The organism is Ruegeria sp. HKCCA4812 (genome assembly GCF_013034245.1).
Classification (GTDB): Bacteria; Pseudomonadota; Alphaproteobacteria; order Rhodobacterales; family Rhodobacteraceae; genus Ruegeria.
Genome location: NZ_WQFQ01000010.1, coordinates 1 through 16,697 on the forward strand (window position 1 = coordinate 1; position 16,697 = coordinate 16,697).

General features: G+C 59.1%; 19 protein-coding genes. 13 read left to right on the forward strand and 6 right to left on the reverse strand.

Going from position 1 to position 16,697, the window contains the following annotated elements; genetic code table 11:
- Positions 1–251 precede the first annotated feature (251 nt).
- The 7 genes from GOW04_RS19485 to GOW04_RS19515 all read left to right on the forward strand — a co-directional run bounded on the left by GOW04_RS19485 (position 252) and on the right by GOW04_RS19515 (position 5,960).
- Positions 252–1,406 carry a phosphoserine transaminase gene (locus tag GOW04_RS19485; RefSeq protein ID WP_171233707.1) on the forward strand — a complete coding sequence of 385 codons (1,155 nt, stop codon included), beginning with the start codon at positions 252–254 and terminating at the stop codon, positions 1,404–1,406.
- Between the two features lie 64 nt (positions 1,407–1,470).
- Complete coding sequence (gene serA / locus GOW04_RS19490; RefSeq protein ID WP_171233708.1) at positions 1,471–3,066, forward strand: phosphoglycerate dehydrogenase; 1,596 nt, start codon at positions 1,471–1,473, stop codon at positions 3,064–3,066.
- Positions 3,067–3,185: 119 nt separating this feature from the next.
- Positions 3,186–3,914 (forward strand): metallophosphoesterase, encoded by a 729-nt coding sequence (locus GOW04_RS19495; protein ID WP_171233709.1) that lies wholly within the window; start codon positions 3,186–3,188, stop codon positions 3,912–3,914.
- Between the two features lie 36 nt (positions 3,915–3,950).
- The gene (gene serB / locus GOW04_RS19500; protein WP_171119969.1) at positions 3,951–4,829 is read left to right on the forward strand and encodes a phosphoserine phosphatase SerB; all 879 of its coding nucleotides are present in this window, start codon (positions 3,951–3,953) and stop codon (positions 4,827–4,829) included.
- Positions 4,830–4,871: 42 nt separating this feature from the next.
- Complete coding sequence (locus GOW04_RS19505; protein WP_171119968.1) at positions 4,872–5,201, forward strand: helix-turn-helix transcriptional regulator; 330 nt, start codon at positions 4,872–4,874, stop codon at positions 5,199–5,201.
- Positions 5,189–5,617 carry an SRPBCC domain-containing protein gene (locus GOW04_RS19510; protein WP_171233710.1) on the forward strand — a complete coding sequence of 143 codons (429 nt, stop codon included), beginning with the start codon at positions 5,189–5,191 and terminating at the stop codon, positions 5,615–5,617. The genes GOW04_RS19505 and GOW04_RS19510 overlap by 13 nt, the downstream gene beginning before the upstream one ends.
- Positions 5,618–5,639: 22 nt before the next feature.
- Complete coding sequence (locus GOW04_RS19515) at positions 5,640–5,960, forward strand: YciI family protein (protein ID WP_171233711.1); 321 nt, start codon at positions 5,640–5,642, stop codon at positions 5,958–5,960.
- Positions 5,961–5,965: 5 nt separating this feature from the next.
- Here GOW04_RS19515 and GOW04_RS19520 read toward each other — a convergent pair whose 3' ends face one another.
- Positions 5,966–6,964 (reverse strand): asparaginase, encoded by a 999-nt coding sequence (locus GOW04_RS19520; RefSeq protein WP_171233712.1) that lies wholly within the window; start codon positions 6,962–6,964, stop codon positions 5,966–5,968.
- Between the two features lie 179 nt (positions 6,965–7,143).
- On the opposite strand from GOW04_RS19520, the gene GOW04_RS19525 reads away from it, so the two are divergent.
- From GOW04_RS19525 to GOW04_RS19540, 4 genes are all read left to right on the forward strand, one after another.
- A complete protein-coding gene (locus tag GOW04_RS19525; RefSeq protein ID WP_171119964.1) occupies positions 7,144–7,680 on the forward strand; it encodes an invasion associated locus B family protein in 537 nt (178 codons plus the stop codon).
- Positions 7,681–7,822: 142 nt separating this feature from the next.
- Positions 7,823–7,993: a hypothetical protein gene (locus GOW04_RS19530; RefSeq protein ID WP_171119963.1), complete on the forward strand. Its 171-nt coding sequence runs from the start codon at positions 7,823–7,825 to the stop codon at positions 7,991–7,993.
- 117 nt (positions 7,994–8,110) lie between these two features.
- A complete protein-coding gene (gene rlmN, locus GOW04_RS19535) occupies positions 8,111–9,298 on the forward strand; it encodes a 23S rRNA (adenine(2503)-C(2))-methyltransferase RlmN (protein ID WP_171230550.1) in 1,188 nt (395 codons plus the stop codon).
- A gap of 285 nt (positions 9,299–9,583) precedes the next feature.
- Positions 9,584–10,201 (forward strand): cytochrome P460 family protein, encoded by a 618-nt coding sequence (locus GOW04_RS19540; protein WP_171233713.1) that lies wholly within the window; start codon positions 9,584–9,586, stop codon positions 10,199–10,201.
- 6 nt (positions 10,202–10,207) lie between these two features.
- Here GOW04_RS19540 and GOW04_RS19545 read toward each other — a convergent pair whose 3' ends face one another.
- The 3 genes from GOW04_RS19545 to GOW04_RS19555 form a co-directional block, all read right to left on the reverse strand.
- Positions 10,208–11,869: a U32 family peptidase gene (locus tag GOW04_RS19545; protein ID WP_171233714.1), complete on the reverse strand. Its 1,662-nt coding sequence runs from the start codon at positions 11,867–11,869 to the stop codon at positions 10,208–10,210.
- A 63-nt stretch (positions 11,870–11,932) separates the two neighbouring features.
- Positions 11,933–12,271: a hypothetical protein gene (locus GOW04_RS19550; protein ID WP_152459322.1), complete on the reverse strand. Its 339-nt coding sequence runs from the start codon at positions 12,269–12,271 to the stop codon at positions 11,933–11,935.
- Positions 12,268–13,188: a DnaJ C-terminal domain-containing protein gene (locus GOW04_RS19555; RefSeq protein ID WP_171233715.1), complete on the reverse strand. Its 921-nt coding sequence runs from the start codon at positions 13,186–13,188 to the stop codon at positions 12,268–12,270. The genes GOW04_RS19550 and GOW04_RS19555 overlap by 4 nt, the downstream gene beginning before the upstream one ends.
- A 160-nt stretch (positions 13,189–13,348) precedes the next feature.
- Between GOW04_RS19555 and GOW04_RS19560 the strand changes: the two genes are divergently transcribed.
- Positions 13,349–13,732 (forward strand): hypothetical protein, encoded by a 384-nt coding sequence (locus tag GOW04_RS19560; protein ID WP_171233716.1) that lies wholly within the window; start codon positions 13,349–13,351, stop codon positions 13,730–13,732.
- Here GOW04_RS19560 and GOW04_RS19565 read toward each other — a convergent pair whose 3' ends face one another.
- Complete coding sequence (locus tag GOW04_RS19565) at positions 13,733–14,830, reverse strand: cystathionine gamma-lyase (protein WP_171233717.1); 1,098 nt, start codon at positions 14,828–14,830, stop codon at positions 13,733–13,735.
- A 3-nt stretch (positions 14,831–14,833) separates the two neighbouring features.
- A complete protein-coding gene (locus tag GOW04_RS19570) occupies positions 14,834–15,676 on the reverse strand; it encodes a TIGR00730 family Rossman fold protein (protein ID WP_152459318.1) in 843 nt (280 codons plus the stop codon).
- Between the two features lie 79 nt (positions 15,677–15,755).
- On the opposite strand from GOW04_RS19570, the gene GOW04_RS19575 reads away from it, so the two are divergent.
- Positions 15,756–16,667 (forward strand): threonine/serine dehydratase, encoded by a 912-nt coding sequence (locus GOW04_RS19575; RefSeq protein ID WP_171233718.1) that lies wholly within the window; start codon positions 15,756–15,758, stop codon positions 16,665–16,667.
- Positions 16,668–16,697: the final 30 nt, after the last annotated feature.

The following is a 16,697-nucleotide window of genomic DNA, read 5'->3' on the forward strand; positions in this document are numbered from 1 at the left end:
GAAACCTCGTCTGCACATGCCCCCCAATGGACGCATACGCAGACGCCGCGGAATAACATCAAAAAACCCCGCCGAGTTTCGGCGGGGTTTTTCGCCAATAGGAAACTCATGTTCTGATTTGTGCCCTTTTTGGATGTCGTTTTTACCCAGCGAAGCGTCTTTTTCGCTTGCTGCGGGTGCGAAGGGCCCATAGCTCTTTGCGTGGGACACCCCTCCCCAACGAGGGGCGTGTATCTGGAAGGGTAATACAGATGAGTACTCAAAAACCGGCGACGCGGCCGGCCAATCCGCGTTTTTCCTCGGGCCCTTGCGCCAAACCCCCCACATTTGATCTGACCAAACTGGCCGATGCGGCCTTGGGACGCTCGCACCGTGCCGCCGTTGGCAAGGACAAGCTGAAAGCGGCCATCGAAGGTACGCGCGAGGTGCTTGGCATTCCGGCGGATTACAGGATCGGCATTGTTCCCGCCTCGGACACGGGCGCGGTTGAGATGGCTCTTTGGTCGCTATTGGGCGAACGCAAGGTCGAGATGCTGGCGTGGGAAAGCTTTGGGTCCGGTTGGGTGACCGATGTGGTCAAGCAGCTTAAGATCGACGCCGAGGTGAAGACCGCCGATTACGGACAGATCGTGGATCTGGCATCGGTCGATTTCGCCAATGACGTCGTATTTACCTGGAATGGCACGACTTCGGGCGTGCGCGTACCGAATGGCGATTGGATCGCCGATGATCGTCAGGGTCTGACGATCTGCGACGCAACCTCGGCCGCCTTTGCGATGGACCTGCCTTGGGACAAGCTGGATGTGACCACCTTCAGCTGGCAGAAGGTTCTGGGCGGTGAGGCCGCGCATGGGATGCTGATCCTGTCGCCCCGTGCTGTTGAGCGCCTGGAGAGCTACACGCCGGCATGGCCGCTGCCGAAGATTTTCCGCCTGACCAAGGGTGGCAAGCTGATCGAAGGCATCTTCACGGGGGCGACGATCAACACGCCGTCAATGCTGGCGGTTGAGGATTATCTGTTTGCACTGGATTGGGCCCGTTCGGTGGGCGGTCTGAAGGGCCTTATTGCCCGCGCGAACGCCAATGCCGATGCCGTGCATGCGTTCTGCGATCGGAACGACTGGATCGAAAACCTGGCCGAAGACGCTGCGACGCGGTCGAACACATCCGTCTGTCTGAAATTCACCGACGCCCGAATTCAGGACGGCGCAAGCTTTGCCAAGGCCGTGGCCAAACGGCTGGAGTCCGAGAATATCGCGCTGGACATCGGTGCCTATCGTGACGCGCCTGCGGGCTTGCGGATCTGGTGCGGCGGTACGGTCGAGACCTCGGATATCGAAGCGATGCTGCCTTGGCTAGCATGGGCCTTTGAGGCCGAAATCGCGGCGCAAACAGAAGCCGCCTGATCGCATCCCATCTTCACCGGGCCGCATCGGCCCGGACCTTTCAATACATTCAAGGACCACAAACATGGCTCCCAAAGTACTCGTTTCCGACAAACTCAGCGAAACCGCCGTTCAGATTTTCCGTGATCGCGGCATCGACGTGGATTTCATGCCTGATCTGGGCAAGGACAAGGACAAGTTGGCCGAGGTGATCGGCCAGTATGACGGTCTTGCCATCCGCTCGGCCACCAAGGTCACGCCGACCATTCTGGAAAAAGCTGACAAGCTGAAAGTGATCGGCCGCGCCGGAATTGGCACTGACAATATCGACAAGGAAGCAGCGTCGAAAAAAGGTGTGATCGTGATGAACACGCCATTCGGCAACATGATCACCACTGCCGAACACGCCATTGCGATGATGTTTGCCGTGGCGCGACAGATCCCCGAGGCCTCGACTTCGACCCATGCGGGCAAGTGGGAAAAGTCCAAATTCATGGGGATCGAGCTGACGAACAAGACGCTCGGCGTCATTGGTGCGGGGAACATCGGTGGCATCGTGTGCGAGCGCGCGCTTGGCCTGAAGATGAAAGTCATCGCCTATGATCCCTATTTGGGCGAAGAGAAAGCCGCCAAGATGGGCGTGGAAAAGGTAGAGCTGGACGAGTTGCTGTCCCGCGCCGACTTCATCACCCTGCACGTGCCGCTGACGGATCAGACCCGCAGTATTCTGAGCCGTGAAAACCTTGCCAAAACCAAGAAAGGCGTGCGCATCATCAACTGCGCTCGGGGCGGTCTGGTCGATGAGGATGCCTTGGCCGAGGCGCTGCAATCCGGTCACGTTGCGGGCGCCGCGTTTGACGTGTTCAGTGAAGAACCCGCCAAGGACAACCCCCTGTTCAACCTGCCCAACGTGGTCTGCACGCCGCATCTTGGTGCGGCAACGACTGAAGCGCAGGAGAATGTGGCGCTGCAAGTGGCCGAGCAGATCTCGAATTATCTGCTGACAGGTGCGGTCGAGAACGCTTTGAACATGCCCAGTGTGACGGCGGAAGAAGCCAAGGTGATGGGGCCGTGGATCAAGCTGGCCGGCCATCTGGGCAGCTTCATCGGCCAGATGACGGATGAGCCGGTCAAGGCGATCAATATCCTGTATGATGGTGTGGCCGCTGAAATGAATCTGGCGGCGTTGAACTGCTCGGTGGTCGCCGGGATCATGAAGAAGTTCAACCCCGAGGTGAACATGGTGTCGGCCCCGGTTGTCGCCAAGGAACGTGGGATCAAGATCTCTACCACCAACCAGGACAAATCGGGTGCCTTCGAAGGCTATATCAAAGTTACCGTTGTGACCGACAAGCGCGAGCGTTCCATAGGTGGCACCGTGTTCAGCGACGGCAAACCGCGGTTCATCCAGATCAAGGGCATCAATATCGACGCCGAGGTCGGTGCCCATATGCTCTACACCACCAACGAAGACGTGCCGGGCATCATCGGTGCTTTGGGGCAGACCATGGGCGAAAACAACGTCAACATCGCGAACTTTACCCTTGGTCGATCCGAGGCTGGCGGAGAAGCGATTGCGTTGCTTTATGTCGACGAACCCGTTCCGGCTGAGGCACGCGCCAGGCTGGCGGAAACGGGTCTGTTCACGCAGATCAAGCCGCTGGAATTTGATGTCACCTGACGTGGCCTGTTGAGTTTGAGAAACAGTTCAGGACCCGGTTGACCGAAGGCCCGGGTCCTTTGTTTTCTCGGGCTGCAATCTGCGGCACAAGCGAGCTGAACCTTACCGTCGGAGGATCTATGACACAGCCAGTCTACGTTGTTGGTGATCTGCACGGGCAGGTGGCCGAGCTGGAACGCGCGCTGTCTCTGATCCGGGGCGATGGCGGCCCGGACGCCCAGATCGTGTTTCTGGGTGACTACGTGGATCGCGGCCCGGACAGCCGCGGGCTGATCGAGCGTCTGATTGTCGGGCGCGATGCGGGCCTGAACTGGATCACTCTGCTGGGCAACCATGATCGCATGTTCGCCTGGTTCATGGAGGATACGCCGCGCCACGATCCGCATTTGCTTGTCGGCTATCATTGGCTGCATGAAAGGCTGGGTGGTGTCGAGACCCTGCGCAGTTACGGCTTGGAGTTCGAAGGCCAGATGCGTCTGGAAGATCTGCATCAGATGGCGCAGGCGGCGGTGCCGAAATCGCACCTGACCTTTTTGCGAGATCTGGTTCTGATGCATCAGACGCCCGAGCTTGCCTTTGTTCACGCAGGCATTCGCCCGGGCGTACCGCTCAACGCGCAGCGGGGCAATGACCTGGTCTGGATCAGGCAGGATTTTCATGCTCATCGGGGTCCGCATCCCAAGCTGATCGTGCATGGCCATACTCCGGTAGACCGGGCAACGCATTATGGAAATCGCGTCAATCTGGACACAGGTGCCGGATATGGGCGCCCGGTGGGTGTCGCGGTGTTCGAAGGGCAGACCTGCTGGGAATTGACCGATCAGGGCCGTTTGCCGTTGACCCCCTAGATCACCTCGCCCGGCCAAGAAATTTGGAGATTGAATATGTATGTGGCCACTTTGCTGACCAATCCGGCAGCGCCTTCGCTGGACAGCGCATTGCCCGAGTCATTGCGCAATGCGTGGGGTGGCGGGGACATCCTCTGGCTCAACCCGGATGAGGCGGCAGAGTTCGAGTTGAACGCCATCCCCGACAATCGCTGGGACGTTTGGGCAGACCTGCAAGGGATGGGGGTGGACCTGATCGTGCAACCTGCGCAAGGACGGCGCAAACAGATGCTGCTGGCCGATATGGACAGCACGATGATTCAGCAGGAATGTATCGATGAACTGGCGGATGAGGCCGGCGTCGGCGACCGGGTCAAGGACATAACGGCCCGCGCCATGAACGGAGAGCTTGATTTCGAAGGCGCCCTGATCGAGCGGGTTGGTTTGCTGAAAAATCTGGATGAACGCGTCATCGGCAAAGTTCTGCAGGAACGGATCACCCTGATGCCCGGAGGCAGGGAATTGCTGGCGACGATGCGGGCCAACGGGGCCTATACAGCATTGGTATCCGGTGGCTTTACGGCCTTTACCGCGCGGGTGGCAGAGCTTTTGGGGTTTGATGAAAACCGGGCCAACACTTTGCTGGCGGAAGATGGCAAGCTGACCGGAGACGTCGCGCGTCCTATTCTGGGGCGTCAGGCCAAGGTCGAAGCGCTGGCGCAGATTTCAACGCGTCGGGGTCTGTCGGAAAGTGACGTGATCGCCGTGGGTGACGGGGCCAATGACCTTGGAATGCTTGGCCGGGCCGGGACTGGGGTTGCCCTTCATGCCAAACCGTCGGTGGCCGCACAATGTGATGTGCGGGTGAATCACGGCGACCTGACGGCGCTGCTTTACCTGCAAGGCTATTGCCGCGCCGATTTCGTAGGCGGCTGATCAGGGCTATCTTTTATTTAACATTTGTGTTAAATAAGGGGTATGAACACACTTCTGACCACGTTTTCCGCTTTGTCCGATGCCACCCGGTTCTCGATTGTCGAGCAACTGATGGAGCAGGGCGAACTGCCTGCCGGTGATCTGATCGACGGGCGCGGCATGTCCGGCGCCGCGATTTCGCGCCACCTCAAGGTGTTGCGCGAGGCCGGGTTGGTGCAGCAACGCGTGCAGGGAACCCAGCGCATGTATTCCATCCGATCCGAAGGATTGCGGGCGATTGCCGACTGGACGATTTCCAAGCGGCAATTCTGGGAAGGCAGCCTGGATCGTCTGAGTGAAATAATTGAAAGGGAGAATTCATGGCCGACCTGAAACTGGAACGGGAATTCCCCGTCAGTCCCGAAGAACTGTTTGCATGGATCAGCGATGGTGCCAAGCTGTTGCAATGGTGGGGGCCCGAAGGGATGCACGTGCCGGACCACAACCTGGATTTCTCGCGCACCGGTCCTTGGTACTCGGTGATGGAGAACGGCGAGGGCCAGCAATACAAGGTTTCGGGCCACGTGACGCATGTCGACCCGCCTAAATCGGTGGGTTTTACATGGGGTTGGCATGACGATCAGGATCAACGCGGTGCCGAAAGCCACGTGACCCTTTCCGTTTCCGCAACCGGAAACGGTGCCCGCCTTGTGCTGGACCACCGTGAACTGGCCGATGCCGAAGCAGCTGCGAACCACACTCAGGGTTGGACGTCTTCGCTGCGCAAACTCGAAGCACTTTGCACTTAGTTTTTTGTTACGGAGGAGCGATATGCCCAAGTTTCTGTTTGTCTATCACGGGGGTCACACCCCGACCGACCCCGCCGAGATCGAGGCGACAATGGCCGCCTGGGGCGCCTGGTTTCAGGATATGGGAGACGCCCTCGATATCCCCGGAAACCCGGTGGGGCAGTCTTACACCGTCAGCAACAACGGAGTGGCCGATAACGGCGGCGCAAACCCGGCCTCGGGCTTCACGGTGATCAAAGCTGACAATATCGACGCTGCGACCGAGATGGCCAAGGGCTGCCCGATGGTCGTCAACGGCACAGGCTCGGTTGAAGTGGCCGAAATCCACGAAATCGAGATGTGAGGGCCTTAGTCGGGGAAACCCGTCGCAGGCTTGATCACGCCGCATTCCAGCCCGCGACGGCTGTATTGCGTGGCGTTCATGAATTTGCGGGTGGCCGGGTGTTCGGCCTCCAGCACGCCAAGGCTTACCAGTATCGCGGCAATCGCGCATTCACTGGCGCGGGTGGTGCCATCGGTGATCTTCAGCGCAACGCCCATGCGTTTTTCCGGGATGATGGCCACGAACACGGCCTCGGCCCCGGTTTTGATGGCCACACGTCCGTTCATCGCGCGCATCAGCTCGGTGCAGGCCCGGGTCTCACCGGCGACAAGTTCCGGGTGTTTCACCATCGCGGCCACCAGCTGCATCGCTGCATCGCTGGAACGGTCGGACCGGTCTGCGGCTGAAGCAAACCAAGCCATCGAACGTGCCAAACCGAAAAGAGATGTGGCGAAATTCGGGGCGGAGCAGCCATCGATGCCGTATGCCGGGCTGTTCTCAGCCGTTGTTTCTTCGACGGCGGACAGGCAGGCTTGTTGCACCGGATGATCAATTTCAAGGTATTCCGGCCCGGCGCCCATATGCTGTGCCAGAGTCAGAAAGCCGCAATGCTTGCCGGAACAGTTGTTGTGGATCTGGCAAGGCGTGTCGTCCGCCAAAATCAGCCGGTCGCGCGCGGCGGTGTCGGCGGGCTCCTGTGGGCCGCACCGCAGATCGTGCTCGTTCAACCCCAGATGGTCCAGCCACGCCGTCACGCGATCTGTATGGATCGCCGCCCCGTTATGCGAGGCGCAGGCCAACGCGAGGTGTTCGCTGGTCAGCCCGTATTTCGCCGCCGCCCCTGATGTGACCAGCGGAAGCGCTTGAATCATCTTGGCGGATGACCGCGGATATATGACGGATTGCGGGTCGCCCCAACTGCGCACGATCTGGCCCGTGTCATCGCAAATAACCGCATGACCCAGATGCAGACTTTCCAGCAGAGGGCCGCGCCAAAGTTCTGTCATGGGTACGGGCTGCGTCATCTGGACCTCCGAAATTTATGCGCAAAATTCTGCCAATCGCCCTTTCGCCTGTGGCGAAATCTGCGTTAGTGTGTGTATGTCGGCAATCATCGGAAGACGCAAACGAATAGACGAACTGGCAGGGTTCGCAGACGTGTCCGATGGGTATGAGGTAAGGGTCGAGCTAGGAGGCTGGACAAATGGGATCAATGCTCGTTCGCACAATAGCGGGCCTGTGTGTGGCAGGCATCGCAGCAACATCTGCAATCGCCCAACAGGCGACAAGCACCAACCGCGTTGCTGCAAAAACGGATTGGAGCGTTTTTGTCGAAGACGATCCCACCGAATGCTGGAGCGTCTCGGCACCCAAGGAAACCGTAAACACCCGCGGTGGACGTGTGGTTTCCGTACGGCGCAGCGATATCCTGCTGTTTGTGTTCTATCGCCCGAATGCCGAGGTGAAAGGCCAATTGACCTTTACCGGCGGCTACCCGTTTGCCGCGGGTTCGACGGTGAACCTGAATGTGGACGGGACCGAGTTCGAACTGTTCACAGAAGGCGAATGGGCCTGGGCCGCATCGGATGCGGATGATGCCAAGATCATCACCGCCCTGAAGCGCGGAACCGAGGCTGTTCTGACCGCCCGGTCCGAGCGCGGTACGCAGACGAAAGACACCTTCTCGCTGCTGGGCTTTACCGCAGCGATTGAAGACGCTGAGAAGCGCTGCACCAACTGATCTTGTCGCGTCGAGTGTTGAAAAGGCCCCGCCTCGTAGCGGGGCTTTTGACGTCTGGTCATCTGCCAGTTTTGATCCGTATCAAAGTTTCGCGCTCGGCAATGTGAACTAAGTGGTTCAGCCACCTAGAGAGGACATCGTGATGAAACAGAAAACTTGGATCACTCTGGTTCTTGCCGCATCCGTCGCCGTACTGAGCGCTTGCGAGAAGAACGCTGATTCCTATCCGATATCGGGCGAGCAATGTGGCCCGGAAGATCCGGTTCAGACCCTGGACGCCAGTGATTGCTACACACCGCCGCCGGTAAACTGATCAAAAAGGCCCGGCATGTGTATCGTGCCGGGCCTGCCAGCTTAGGAAACCTTTTGATCTTTGCACAGGTTCCTATATAGAGGCGCATCCCAAGCCCGATTCCTTTGAGATACGCCAATGTCGCCCAAAGCGCCGATCACCCAAGACGTCATGACCATCCCGCGCAAATTGCCCGACGGGAAGATCAACCTTGTCGGTCTTACGCGCGACAGGTTGCGCGACACCTTGATTGAACACGGCACGCCCGAGAAACAGGCCAGGATGCGCACCGGCCAGATCTGGCAATGGATCTATCAATGGGGTGTGCGCGATTTTGCCCAGATGACCAATCTCGCCAAAGCCTATCGCGCACAACTGGCCGAGCATTTCGTGATAGAAATCCCCGAAGTGGTCACGCGTCAGGTGTCCGAGGATGGTACCCGCAAGTATCTGTGCCGCATCGCCGGCGGGCATGAGGTCGAGGTGGTCTATATCCCCGAAGAAGATCGCGGAACCCTGTGCATCTCGTCTCAGGTGGGCTGTACGCTGACCTGTTCGTTCTGTCACACCGGAACCCAAAAACTTGTACGAAACCTGACATCCGCAGAAATCGTCGGCCAGATCATGATGGCGCGCGACGATCTTGAAGAATGGCCAACCCCCGGCGCACCCAAGGACGAAACTCGCCTGCTGTCGAACATCGTTCTGATGGGCATGGGCGAGCCGCTTTACAATTTCGAAAACGTGCGCGATGCGATGAAGATCGCCATGGACCCCGAGGGCATTTCTCTGTCGCGCCGGCGGATTACCCTGTCGACCTCGGGCGTGGTGCCCGAGATCGCGCGCACGGCCGAGGAAATCGGGTGCCTGCTGGCGATCTCGTTCCACGCCACCACCGATGAAACCCGCGACGTTCTGGTGCCCATCAACAAACGTTGGAATATCGAGGAACTGCTGACCGCTTTGGCCAGCTATCCCAATGCTTCGAATTCCGAACGGATCACGTTTGAATATGTGATGCTGGACGGTGTGAATGACAGTGACGAAGATGCGCATCGTCTGATCGATCACATCAAGCGACACAACATTCCGGCCAAGATCAACCTGATCCCGTTCAACGAATGGCCCGGCGCACCGTACAAGCGCAGCTCGAACAACCGCATCCGCGCCTTCGCCAACATCATCTATCAGGCCGGCTATGCCTCGCCCATCCGCAAGACACGCGGTGAGGACATCATGGCGGCTTGCGGTCAGTTGAAGTCGGCGACCGAACGGGCGCGCAAATCACGCAAACAAATCGAGGCCGAAACGGGTCTGAGCCGATAGGGTTTGGTCCATCTGGGCCAGGCTTGATCGGATCGCGCCTTAAGTGTTTTCAGGCTCTGTCTGCACGTCACAATTGTTTTGTTCAAACTTAATGTTTCAGATGCTGAAACCACATGCATAATTTGCTATATTTCTCGTGCCCGTCGCTGAATTTGCCTCTTCAATTCGATGCACAAGCCGGTGAGGTGTCCGGGTCAGAGATGGCGAGTTTTTGCGATTCCGCTAGACTGTTCCGAGTGGTGCAGAAAGCGCTCAGGTGAACTGAATTTCAGGTGGGCCACGATTATGAATGCAAGTACTTTTTCGATCATCCGTTTTGGTGCCGCCGCGCTTGCTATCGTCTCGGGTTCAGGCTTGGCCTTCGCTGACGGCCAGGACGCTCATATCGCAATCGAAAACCCTGCCGAGCTGAGCAAACAAGAGGCTTTGGAACACTACCGATCCCTCAATCGCCGCATGGCGCGTGGCTACGCCGTGGCGCAACTGGACCTGATCCTCAACTACCAAAGCTGGCCGCTTTTTAACGATGCGCCCTATATTTCGGCAACCCACGGGCAAAGGTATGTGAACAGCTATGCCAATCGCATGGCGCATAACTACGCGACATTGCAGGAAGGTGAAAAACTTCCCATGGGGTCGGTTCTTGCCAAGGACAGCATGACCGTGACGGATGAAGGTCACGTGCATCCCGGTGCCATGTTCGTAATGGAGAAACTGGCAGAAGATGCCAGCCCGGACACGGCGGATTGGCGTTACATCATGGTCTTGCCGGACGGCTCGGTCTTTGGGGACACTATGGGCGACCGCGCCGGTGCCGTGGCCTATTGCCATGTCTGCCACGAACAGGTGGCAGATCGGGACTACACGTTTTACGTGCCGGAAGAGTATCGAACACGCGACTGAGCAGGCTCAGGCTTGTTGTGCGCCCGGCAGTTTCAGTTCCGTCGCCTCGCGGCGGCTGAGTTGTTCGCCCTGCTTGCGCTTTGACAGAACTTCACGGGCCAGCGCGTATTTGTCGTCCTGCCAGAAAATCAAGCAGCCGTTGCAACCTTTGCCACAGCAACCCTCGGTGCCGATGCGGTTGGTTTTGAAACGGCGTTCGGTGCCGTCTTCGCCGATCTTTCCAACCAGGGCGTCGCGACGGCGGGCGTAGGCGCCAGGGTTGTCACGGCCCGAGGTTTCCAAACCCTGCACCAGCTTGTCAAAGCGGATGCGGCTCCAGTGTTCGTCGGTCAGGGCGCGCTCCTTGCGCAGAACGGAATAGGCGGGGAACCGGGCGCGCAGATCGTCGATATCCTCGTGGTCGAACAGGGTGAAGGGCAGGCGGATCACTGTTTTGGTGCTGCCATGCACCACGTCCATCTGCGCACCATCGGATGCGCGTTCGAAATCATAGACCCGCAGCAGAACCGTCTCGCGCGAGATGGGCGAGACGAAATCCAGCACATCGCCCGGTTCCAGCTTGTTCTTTACCTCGACCAGAAAGGCATCCTCGGTCACTTCGGTGACGATCCCGGCATATTCCCACTGCGCGATGGACGCCGTGTGCTCGTAATCATGGGCGTAGTTGGTCAGACGCCCTTCGTGGAAGGCCAGCGTATAGCCGCGGTTTCCCACGGTCTCCAACTCGCGCATATAGGGTTTCGGGTCCCAGTTCTGGGGGTCGGCATAGTAATCGTCGATGGCCATGCGATAGGCGCGTGCGACGATGGCGGCGTAGTATTCCGACTTGCCGCGCCCCTCGACCTTGAGGCTGTCGACCCCGATCTTCAGGTATTCGTCCAGCTTGGGCATGATGCACAGATCGCGCGAATTGAGGATGTAGGAACCGCGATCGTCTTCCTCGATCGGCATCAGATCACCGGGGCGGCAGCCTTCTTCCAGCAGGAATTCGAACAGGTCGGCGTTTTCTTCGGTGATGCGCAACTCCTGATGGGTGCCGTCCTTCAGGCGCAGTTTCAGCGCATAGTTCCAGCGGCAGGAATTGGCGCAGTTGCCCTGGTTCGCGCCGCGTTCCGCCATGAAGTTCGACAGCAGGCAACGGCCCGAATAGGTCATGCACATGGCACCGTGGACGAAGGCCTCGAGCTTGATGTCGGGGCATTTTTCACGGATCTCCACCAGTTCGGGGTAGGAAACCTCGCGCGCCAGAACCACCAGTTCCGCGCCCTGATCCTGCCAGAACTTCACCGACAGCCACGAACAGATATTGGCCTGGGTCGAGATATGCAGCGGCAGTTCCGGCGCGCGGTCGCGGACGTACTGGAACACGCCGGGGTCGGCGATGATCAACCCGTCGGGCCGCACTTTGCGGACCGTGTCGATATATTCGTCCAGCTTCGGGATGTCCTTGTTGTGCGAAAACAGGTTCAGCGTCAGATAGGCGCGCCGGCCATGGCTGTGGCAGAACTCGACGCCCTCGATCACTTCTTCCAGCGAAAACTCGGATTTCGTGCGCAGCGACATATCGGGCGTGCCCAGATACACCGCATCCGCCCCGTAAAGGACAGCGAGTTTCAGTTTGCGCAGATTGCCCGCAGGCATCAGCAATTCGGATCTGGACTGGGTCATGGCGCCACTTGTAAAAGGATCAAGCCGGCCTTCTAATCCAAATGTTTCGAGTCCAAAACCCCGTTATCTGCGACGGAATCGCGCTGTGCCGATCACTTCAACCAGTTGCTGACGAACTGGTTCGGGTTGAGCCTCGACCGCGTTCAAAACCTCGCGCAACTCGGCCCGCAGCCCATGCATCTGATCAATCAGCGAGATCATCATCGACAGTGCATCTGCCTCCATGTCGTACTGTTCGTGCAACTCGCAGGCAAGTTCCAGACGGGCGACGTCGATACTGTGATAGATCAGCCCTTGGTCTGATTGTTCGGGGATCACAATCTCGGCCGCCAGATATTCGGTCAGCCGATCCGAGGTCAGTCGGGCGACGGTTTCGATCAGTTCCTTCTCGGTCAGGGTCATGACGGCATTCCTTTCCGCGGGTCGTAGCTGTGTGTTTTGCGCCAGGTCTCCATGAACTGTTTCAGATCGTCATCGATTTTGTCGGGCATCGAGACGGTCAGTTCGATCAACTGATCCCCACGCTCGGATGAGCCGCGTTTTTTGACACCCTTGCCCCGCAATCGCAGGGTTTTACCACTGCTGGTGCCCGCTGGTACGCTGACATTCACGCCGCCATCAATCGTAGGGGCGGGGACTTTGCCGCCCAGAATCGCCTCATCAATGCTGATGGGCAGGGTGATGTGGATGTCGTCGCCCTGACGATCAAACACCGGATGGCTGGCGACCGAGACAGTTACCAGAGCATCGCCCGGAGGGCCTTCACCATATCCCGGGGCCCCTTTGCCCCGCAGGCGGATGGTTTGGCCGTCGGTAATACCTGCGGGGATTTTGACTTCGATCCGGTCGCCGTCGGGCAGGGTCAATTTCTGACTGGCGCCGAACACGGAGTCCAGGAAGCTGATTTGAAGCGAGTAGTTCAGATTGTGACCCGGTGCGTGAAACTGGTGGCCGCGCTGGCCCCCAAAACCGCCGCGACCACGCATGAACTCGGCGAAGATGTCTGACATGTCGTCGGGATCCGCCTGACGCCCCCGATAGGGGTTTCCAGCGGCCTCGGCATACTCTCGGTAATACTGCTGTTGCGGGTGCTCCTGACCCGAGGCGTCTATTTCCCCGTTGTCAAAACGCGCACGTGTTTTAGGATCTTTCAACAGATCATAAGCAGCCGCGGCGGCCTTGAACTTGGCCTCAGCCGCGTCATCGCCCGGTTTCAGATCCGGATGGCAATTCTTGGCGATACGCCGGTAGGCTTTTTTGATATCGGCTGTACTGGCGTCCTTCGAGACACCAAGAACGGTGTAGGGGTCGTCGCTCATATCACTCTCTCAGGTCAAGGACGAGTCTGATCAGGATGAAGGTGTTCTACCATGCGATTTCAACGGGTAAAACGAAAGAGGCGATTGAATTGTTTCGTAAAATCCCGAAGACCTGATAGTATCTGCATATTTATAATTGTCGAATGACGGAGACCACCGCATGTCACGCAGAATAAAATCCGCCCTGGCCCTGCTGGCCGGGAATGCCATTGGGTTGTTGCTTGCCGCGCTGATATTGTCGGGATTTGCGATCAAGCCGATCTCGTTCATCGTGGTAGTGATTGTCTTCACCGTCGTGCAGGTTGTCGCTGAACCCCTGATCCTGAAAATTGGCGAAAGGAAAGCGCCCGCCCTGAAGGGTGGGATCGCCCTGATCGTGACCTTCGTGGGCCTTTTCGTGACCGACCTGATTGCTGCCGGGCTGACCGTTGGCGGGGTTTCGAACCTGCTTGCGGCAACATTGCTGGTCTGGCTGGGGGCGTTGATCGCCAGCGTGGTGCTGCCGATCTACGTGTTCAAAGAACTGCGTGAGCCCAAAAAGTAATCACACAGCGTTCAGGCTGGCTTCGATAGCTTGCCACAATTCTTCCACGGGTTCGCACCCGACGGACAGGCGGATAAAGGCCGGATCAACGTCGTCGCCCCAGCGCGCGCGCCGCTCGGCCGAGCTGTGAACGCCCCCGAATGACGTGGCCGGGCGCAGAAGCGGGCAATTGTTGATGAAGGCTTCGGCCTGTTCTTCGCTGTTCAGCGTCAGGGACAGAAGAAAGCCGAAACGTGTGGTCTGTTCTTGCGCCAGTTTATGCGACGGGTCGTTGGCCAGCCCGGGATAGCGCACCTGTTTCACTGCGGGATGTGCCGCCAGGCGTTCGGCCAATACTTCGGCCGAGCTGCACATCCGGTCGAACCGAACGTCCAGCGTTTCAAGGCCGCGATGCAGCAGCCATGCTTCATGTGGCCCCGGTATCGAGCCAGAGACTTTCCGCCATTCCCCGACCCGTTCCATGATGTCGCCGTTGCGGCTGGCCACATGGCCCATCAGCATGTCGGAATGCCCGCCCATCGCCTTGGTATCGGACGAGACAACCATGTCGATGCCTAGATCAAGAGGACGCTGACCCAGCGGAGTCATCGTCGTATTGTCGGCAATGGTTATGCCCCCGACAGCGCGCACCCGATCCGCCACCTCGGTCAGATCGATCATGTCCAACCCCGGATTCGAGGGGCTTTCAGCAAAGACAACATCGAACCCGTCAAAACCGCCTTCGGCAAAGGCGGTGGTGGGGCGTTCTTCAACGATCACACCCAGCCGCGACAGGAAACGATCGGCCAAAAGGCGCGTCACGTAGTAGCCGTCGGAGGGGATCAGCAGGCGTGATCCGGCCTTTGCGGTGGCAAACAGTGCCGCGGAAATCGCCGCCATGCCCGAGGGAAAGCTGAGGCAGGGCGCGTCCTCCAAATGCGACAGAACATGTTCCAGATGCACCCAGGTCGGGTTGTCCACCCGACCGTAACTCGCCCGCCCGTCCGGGGTGCCCGGCAGGTGGTACATGCTGCTTTGGGTCAGTGGCAGCGCTACGGGTTCGCCCTTGCTCAGGGTATTTCCACGCAGATGCAGCATCTCTCCGGTCTTGGGTGCCATGGTTCAGCGCCCCGGAATTTCGTCGCGGGGCGGGGCGGGCTCCCAGTTTTCGATGATCTCGACCGCCTCCTGCGCCGTGTCCACAAAGCGGAACAGATCAAGATCCTCGTCCGAGATGGTTCCGGCATCGGCCAGCGCTTTCCAGTTGATGACCTTTTCCCAGAATTCGCGACCAAACAGCAGGAAGGGCACGCGGTCCATCCGGCCGGTCTGAATCAGGGTCAGGGATTCGAACAGCTCGTCCATGGTTCCGAAACCGCCGGGGAAAATCGTGATGGCGCGCGCGCGCATCAGGAAGTGCATCTTGCGGATGGCGAAATAGTGGAAGTTGAAGCTGAGATCCGGCGTCACATAAAGGTTCGGGGCCTGCTCGTGCGGCAGAACGATATTCAACCCGATAGAGCATCCGCCCGCGTCCTGTGCCCCACGGTTGCCTGCCTCCATCACACCGGGGCCGCCGCCCGTGACGATCACGTTTTCACGGCAGCCGGTCTCGTTCGATTTCACGGTCATCAGCCGCGCGAACTCGCGCGCCTCGTCGTAATAGGCCGACAGACCAGCCAGCGTTTCCGTTCGTGCGGTGTGTTTCTGCGATGGTTCAGGGATGCGCGCGCCGCCGAACATCACGATGGTCGAGGTGATCTCGCGTTCGCTCATGATCATCTCGGGTTTCAACAATTCCAGTTGCAGACGTACCGGGCGCAGCTCGTCCCGGCACAGGAATTCGTCATCGGCAAAGGCAAGGCGATAGGCGGACGATCGCGTTTGCGGCGTGTCCGGCACTTCGCTCGCGGTCGAGCGATCTGTCTGCGCATCGCGAAACGGATTGTGGCGGTCTTCTCTCATGGGTGATCGATCCCTGCTTGCGTGTTTTCCAAACAGCTATAGGGTTCGCGGGCAGAGTGCCAGTCACGGAAAGACAAGAATGAATTGGAAGAGCGAAATATCAGCGGCGCGGGATCGTATCGCCGGACATACGCAGGTGACGCCGGTGATCGAGAGCCGAATTCCGGGCCATCCCATTGAGCTGAAGCTGGAGCACATGCAGCACACGGGCAGTTTCAAGGCGCGCGGTGCGTTCAATACGTTGCTGAGCCTCGACGTACCCGATGCAGGTGTCGTGGCTGCATCCGGCGGCAATCATGGTGCAGCGGCGGCCTTTGCGGCGCAGGCGCTTGGTTATCCGGCCAAGATTTTCGTGCCCGAACTGGCAGGGCCATCCAAGATCGCATTGATCCAGCAAACCGGCGCGGATCTGAGCGTTGTGCCCGGCGAATACGCCAATGCGCTGACACAGGCCCAGGCGCATGAAGCGGAAACCGGAGCGATGCAGATTCACGCCTATGATGCGCCGGCTACCGTGGCGGGGCAGGGGACCTGCTTTGCGGAATGGGATGCGCAGGGGCTACAGGCAGATACGGTTCTGGTCGCTGTCGGCGGGGGTGGGCTGATCGCCGGCGCGTTGGCCTGGTTTGACGGAGCGCGCAAGGTCGTGGCAGTCGAACCCCAGACCTCCTGCGCATTGAATGCGGCGTTGCAGGCCGGTGAACCGGTGGATGTTTCCGTATCCGGCATCGCGGCAAATGCGCTGGGCGCGCGCCGGATCGGGCAGATCTGTTTCGACCTGGCACAGGGGATGACGTCGGTCCTGGTGTCGGATGATGCCATCGCGGCGGCTCAGAAGATGTTGTGGCAGGCGCATCGTATTCTGGTGGAACCGGCGGGCGCTACGGCGTTGGCAGCCTTGACCTCGGGCATGTATCGGCCCGAACCGGGCGAGCGCGTGGCCGTTCTGGTGTGCGGCGCGAATATCGCGCCGGACCCGCTTGCGGGGTGAATTATCTGGTTGAGGATAGCTGTCGTAGAT

What these genes read in the sequence shown, in the direction of transcription:
- GOW04_RS19570 (WP_152459318.1), bottom strand. Translation starts at nt 15,676, where the DNA reads ATGAGAGAAGACCGCCACAATCCGTTTCGCGATGCGCAGACAGATCGC.
- GOW04_RS19575 (WP_171233718.1), top strand. Translation starts at nt 15,756, where the DNA reads ATGAATTGGAAGAGCGAAATATCAGCGGCGCGGGATCGTATCGCCGGA.
- GOW04_RS19545 (WP_171233714.1), bottom strand. Translation starts at nt 11,869, where the DNA reads ATGACCCAGTCCAGATCCGAATTGCTGATGCCTGCGGGCAATCTGCGC.
- GOW04_RS19565 (WP_171233717.1), bottom strand. Translation starts at nt 14,830, where the DNA reads ATGGCACCCAAGACCGGAGAGATGCTGCATCTGCGTGGAAATACCCTG.
- GOW04_RS19540 (WP_171233713.1), top strand. Translation starts at nt 9,584, where the DNA reads ATGAATGCAAGTACTTTTTCGATCATCCGTTTTGGTGCCGCCGCGCTT.
- GOW04_RS19560 (WP_171233716.1), top strand. Translation starts at nt 13,349, where the DNA reads ATGTCACGCAGAATAAAATCCGCCCTGGCCCTGCTGGCCGGGAATGCC.
- serA (WP_171233708.1), top strand. Translation starts at nt 1,471, where the DNA reads ATGGCTCCCAAAGTACTCGTTTCCGACAAACTCAGCGAAACCGCCGTT.
- GOW04_RS19530 (WP_171119963.1), top strand. Translation starts at nt 7,823, where the DNA reads ATGAAACAGAAAACTTGGATCACTCTGGTTCTTGCCGCATCCGTCGCC.
- GOW04_RS19485 (WP_171233707.1), top strand. Translation starts at nt 252, where the DNA reads ATGAGTACTCAAAAACCGGCGACGCGGCCGGCCAATCCGCGTTTTTCC.
- GOW04_RS19510 (WP_171233710.1), top strand. Translation starts at nt 5,189, where the DNA reads ATGGCCGACCTGAAACTGGAACGGGAATTCCCCGTCAGTCCCGAAGAA.
- GOW04_RS19525 (WP_171119964.1), top strand. Translation starts at nt 7,144, where the DNA reads ATGGGATCAATGCTCGTTCGCACAATAGCGGGCCTGTGTGTGGCAGGC.
- GOW04_RS19505 (WP_171119968.1), top strand. Translation starts at nt 4,872, where the DNA reads ATGAACACACTTCTGACCACGTTTTCCGCTTTGTCCGATGCCACCCGG.
- rlmN (WP_171230550.1), top strand. Translation starts at nt 8,111, where the DNA reads ATGTCGCCCAAAGCGCCGATCACCCAAGACGTCATGACCATCCCGCGC.
- GOW04_RS19495 (WP_171233709.1), top strand. Translation starts at nt 3,186, where the DNA reads ATGACACAGCCAGTCTACGTTGTTGGTGATCTGCACGGGCAGGTGGCC.
- GOW04_RS19520 (WP_171233712.1), bottom strand. Translation starts at nt 6,964, where the DNA reads ATGACGCAGCCCGTACCCATGACAGAACTTTGGCGCGGCCCTCTGCTG.
- GOW04_RS19550 (WP_152459322.1), bottom strand. Translation starts at nt 12,271, where the DNA reads ATGACCCTGACCGAGAAGGAACTGATCGAAACCGTCGCCCGACTGACC.
- GOW04_RS19515 (WP_171233711.1), top strand. Translation starts at nt 5,640, where the DNA reads ATGCCCAAGTTTCTGTTTGTCTATCACGGGGGTCACACCCCGACCGAC.
- GOW04_RS19555 (WP_171233715.1), bottom strand. Translation starts at nt 13,188, where the DNA reads ATGAGCGACGACCCCTACACCGTTCTTGGTGTCTCGAAGGACGCCAGT.
- serB (WP_171119969.1), top strand. Translation starts at nt 3,951, where the DNA reads ATGTATGTGGCCACTTTGCTGACCAATCCGGCAGCGCCTTCGCTGGAC.